The organism is Nioella sp., from assembly GCF_964229645.1.
Lineage (GTDB): Bacteria > Pseudomonadota > Alphaproteobacteria > Rhodobacterales > Rhodobacteraceae > Nioella.
In genome coordinates, this window is the sequence record NZ_CAXREX010000100.1 from 1 (window position 1) to 3,832 (window position 3,832).

A 3,832-nucleotide genomic window follows, 5' to 3' on the forward strand; every position below is an offset into this window, starting at 1 on the left:
ATATCAACGCCGGCCTGCCCGAAGCCTCCGCCGCCTGGGGCATCAACCAGGTCTGTGGCTCGGGCCTGCGCGCCGTGGCGCTTGCCGCCCAGCACATCCAGCTTGGCGATGCGGACATCGTGGCCGCCGGTGGCCAGGAAAGCATGTCCCTGTCGACCCACGTCGCGCACCTGCGCGCCGGTCACAAGATGGGCGACGTCAAATACATCGATTCGATGATCAAGGACGGCCTCTGGGATGCGTTCAACGGCTATCACATGGGTCAGACCGCTGAAAACGTTGCCGAAAAATGGCAGATCAGCCGTGACCAGCAGGACGAATTCGCCCTCGCCTCGCAGAACAAGGCCGAAACCGCGCAAAAGGCCGGCAAGTTCGCCGATGAAATCGTCCCCTTCGTTGTGAAGACCCGCAAGGGCGAAACCGTCGTCGATCAGGATGAATACATCCGCCACGGTGCCACGATCGAAGCGATGCAGAAACTGCGCCCCGCCTTCGTCAAGGACGGCACGGTGACCGCCGCCAACGCCTCGGGCATCAACGACGGGGCCGCCGGTGCCCTGCTGATGACCGCCGAGAACGCGGAAAAGCGGGGCATCACCCCGCTGGCGCGCATCGTCTCTTACGCCACCGCGGGCCTGGATCCGTCGATCATGGGCGTCGGCCCGATCTACGCATCGCGCAAGGCGTTGGAGAAAGCCGGCTGGAAACCCGAGGACCTTGACCTGGTCGAGGCCAACGAAGCCTTCGCCGCCCAGGCCTGCGCCGTGAACAAGGACATGGGCTGGGATCCGTCGATCGTGAACGTGAACGGCGGTGCCATCGCCATCGGTCACCCGATCGGGGCCTCGGGCGCGCGCGTTCTGACCACGCTTCTGTTCGAAATGCAGCGCCGCGGCGCGAAAAAAGGTCTCGCGACCCTGTGCATCGGCGGCGGCATGGGTGTGGCCATGTGCCTCGAACGCCCGTAATTCGGGCAAAACGGCGTACATACGCCTGCGAAGGGTGCCCATTCGGGCACCCTTATTTGTTTTTACATTCCGTATGGTAAGCCGGGAGGGCGACGAAGGTCGAAGACCGAGTCGCATAGATTCATCGCGCAATAATGTTGCGCAACCAATACCAAATAGGTAACAGGATTACCAAAGCCTTAAACACCCAGGAGGAATCATGGCACGTACGGCACTGGTCACCGGAGGATCGCGCGGAATCGGCGCAGCAATCTCCAAAGCACTGCAGAACGAAGGATACACGGTGGCCGCCACCTATGCCGGGAACGACGAGGCCGCGGCCAAGTTCACCGAGGAAACCGGCATCAAGACCTACAAGTGGAACGCCGCCGACTACGACGCCTCCAAAGAAGGTATCGCCAAGGTCGAGGCCGAGCTGGGCCCGATCGACGTGGTCGTCGCCAATGCCGGCATCACCCGCGACGCCCCCTTCCACAAGATGACCCCGCAGCAGTGGAAAGAGGTCGTCGACACCAACCTGACCGGTGTCTTCAACACCGTGCACCCGGTCTGGCCCGGCATGCGCGAACGCGGCTTTGGCCGGATCGTCGTGATTTCGTCGATCAACGGTCAGAAGGGCCAGTTCGGTCAGGTGAACTATGCCGCGACCAAGGCGGGTGACCTGGGCATCGTGAAATCCCTGGCGCAGGAAGGCGCGGCCAAGGGCATCACCGCCAACGCGATCTGCCCCGGCTACATCGCCACCGACATGGTCATGGCCGTGCCCGAGAAGGTGCGCGAAGCCATCATCGGTCAGATCCCCACGGGCCGCCTGGGCGAGCCCGAAGAAATCGCCCGCTGCGTGGTCTTCCTGGCATCGGACGACGCCGGTTTCGTCAACGGCTCGACTATCACGGCAAACGGCGGTCAGTTCTTCGTCTGATCCACGCAGAAACCCGCGCGGAGGCCTGTAAGGGCCGACAAGCAGACCCCGGGGCCGGTGCATTGCACCGGCCCCTTTCGCATTCCGACCGCTGGACCGATTGACCCGGGCCACCATCCGGGCCATGCCATGGCGATGACCAAGACACGCGCCACCGCCATCGGTTTCACCGCCATCCTGCTCTGGGCCCTGCTGGCCCTTTTCACCGTGGGCAGCGCTCCGGTGCCGCCCCTGCAGCTGAACGCCATGTGCTTTGCCGTCGGCGGCACGCTCGGGCTGATCTGGACCGTGGCGACCGGCCAGCTGAAGACCCTGACGCGCATCCCCCTGCCGGCCCTCGCGCTCGGCACCATCGGGCTTTTTGGCTACCACGCGCTGTATTTCGCGGCGCTGCGCAATGCGCCCCCAGCCCAAGCCGGGCTGATCGCCTATCTCTGGCCCCTGCTGATCGTGCTCTTCTCGGGCCTCCTGCCGGGCGAGACGTTGCGCGGCGGGCACCTGATCGGCGCGCTGGCCGGGTTCTTCGGCGCAGCACTGATCATCGGCGGGGTCAGCGGGCTGTCTGCCGATCACCTGACCGGATACGCGCTGGCGCTGGCCTGCGCGCTGACCTGGTCGGGCTATTCGGTGCTTTCGCGCCGCTTCGGGGCGGTGCCGACTAGTGCTGTGACGACCTTCTGCCTGCTGACAGCCGCCCTGTCGGCGCTGCTGCACATTGCGCTGGAAGACACCGTCGCGCCGAACGGCACGATCGGCTGGCTGTCGATCCTGGCGCTTGGCCTCGGCCCCGTGGGCCTGGCCTTCTATACCTGGGATATCGGGGTGAAACGCGGCGACATTCAGATCCTGGGCGTGGCCTCTTACGCGGCCCCGCTGCTGTCGACGCTGGTTCTGGTGGCGACGGGCATCGCCGAACCGACGGCCCGTCTGGCCATGGCGACACTTCTGATTACAGGTGGCGCGGCGCTTGCAGCGCGCGCCAGCCTGCGTAAGCGTTAAGGACCGGGAACAACACGGCCAGAGCGCCCCGGCGAAACGGCGGCCAGGGGCCGCCGAGGATGCACCTTCAGTGCATGGCTAGACGGCTGATTTCCTCTTTCAGGCGCAGCTTTTCCTTTTTCATCTGTTTGATTTCCAGGGTCGAAACCCCGGGCGACCGCTGTGCCGTTTCCACAGCGACCGAGAGGGATGCATGTTTCTTCTTCAGTTCTTCCAGGTGGGAACTCAAGCTCATTCGTGTCTCCTCTCTGTTGGGTACGGATCCGAGTGGACCACAGTTTTACAATTCTGTCACGCTGCGCCTGCAACCTTCCGCCGACGAGGTTAAGAAAAGGTAAATCCAGATTACATCTCTAGCGCGGCTGCCGCGCCAAGAATGTTAGCGGCATCAGGGGTATAGTCCGTGCCATCCCGTTCGTGCCGCAGCCCGTCGTGCACCACCAGCCCATGGGCCAGACGAAAGGCCGCCCGCCCCTCTTTCCGGCCCTGCACCAGGCACAGCTGCGATTCACGCCCTTGCCGGGGAATCAGCGGCTTGACCACCAGCGACCCAAGACAGGCCTGAAAGGCCGACAATAGATCCGGAAGCCGTTCGGTCCGATGCACGAAGGTGACCGTGCCGCGCGGCTTGCAGCGGCGCGCGGCGGCGGCAACCCAGGCGGCAAGCGGGGTTTCTTCACCCATGGCGGCCTCGCGCGCGGCGTGATCGGCCCGCACCGACTGATCCCGCCGGAAATAGGGCGGGTTCGCTAGAACGTGATCAAAGGACATTTGCCGCAGCGCAGCGGGCATCGCGGCCAAGTCGCCCTCGAAGATGCTGAAATCCTGCGCGTTTTCCTGCGCATTTTGTCGCGCCAGATCGGCATATCCGGGTTCACGCTCCAACCCGGCCAGCCGAAGGCCAGGCACCCGCGCGCCCAGACACAGCGCCGCCGCGCCAACG

General features: G+C 64.5%; 5 protein-coding genes. 3 read left to right on the plus strand and 2 right to left on the minus strand.

Annotated features, from left to right (window positions below):
- The 3 genes from ACEQXV_RS06850 to ACEQXV_RS06860 all read left to right on the plus strand — a co-directional run.
- A partial coding sequence (locus tag ACEQXV_RS06850; RefSeq protein ID WP_370268455.1) for an acetyl-CoA C-acetyltransferase occupies positions 1-968 on the plus strand: 968 nt, incomplete at its 5' end.
- 199 nt (positions 969-1,167) lie between these two features.
- On the plus strand, positions 1,168-1,890 hold the full coding sequence (gene phbB, locus ACEQXV_RS06855) for an acetoacetyl-CoA reductase (protein WP_093450453.1): 723 nt from the start codon (positions 1,168-1,170) through the stop codon (positions 1,888-1,890).
- 135 nt (positions 1,891-2,025) lie between these two features.
- Complete coding sequence (locus tag ACEQXV_RS06860) at positions 2,026-2,889, plus strand: DMT family transporter (RefSeq protein ID WP_370268456.1); 864 nt, start codon at positions 2,026-2,028, stop codon at positions 2,887-2,889.
- Between the two features lie 67 nt (positions 2,890-2,956).
- Here the strand turns inward: ACEQXV_RS06860 and ACEQXV_RS06865 are convergent, their stop codons facing one another.
- Both ACEQXV_RS06865 and ACEQXV_RS06870 read right to left on the minus strand, forming a co-directional pair.
- Positions 2,957-3,124: a YdcH family protein gene (locus tag ACEQXV_RS06865; protein WP_093450451.1), complete on the minus strand. Its 168-nt coding sequence runs from the start codon at positions 3,122-3,124 to the stop codon at positions 2,957-2,959.
- 110 nt (positions 3,125-3,234) lie between these two features.
- A partial coding sequence (locus tag ACEQXV_RS06870; protein WP_370268457.1) for a tRNA1(Val) (adenine(37)-N6)-methyltransferase occupies positions 3,235-3,832 on the minus strand: 598 nt, incomplete at its 5' end.

Excerpts from the sequence above, each read along its gene's own strand:
- phbB (WP_093450453.1), top strand. The coding sequence starts at position 1,168 with ATGGCACGTACGGCACTGGTCACCGGAGGATCGCGCGGAATCGGCGCA.
- ACEQXV_RS06860 (WP_370268456.1), top strand. The coding sequence starts at position 2,026 with ATGACCAAGACACGCGCCACCGCCATCGGTTTCACCGCCATCCTGCTC.
- ACEQXV_RS06865 (WP_093450451.1), bottom strand. The coding sequence starts at position 3,124 with ATGAGCTTGAGTTCCCACCTGGAAGAACTGAAGAAGAAACATGCATCC.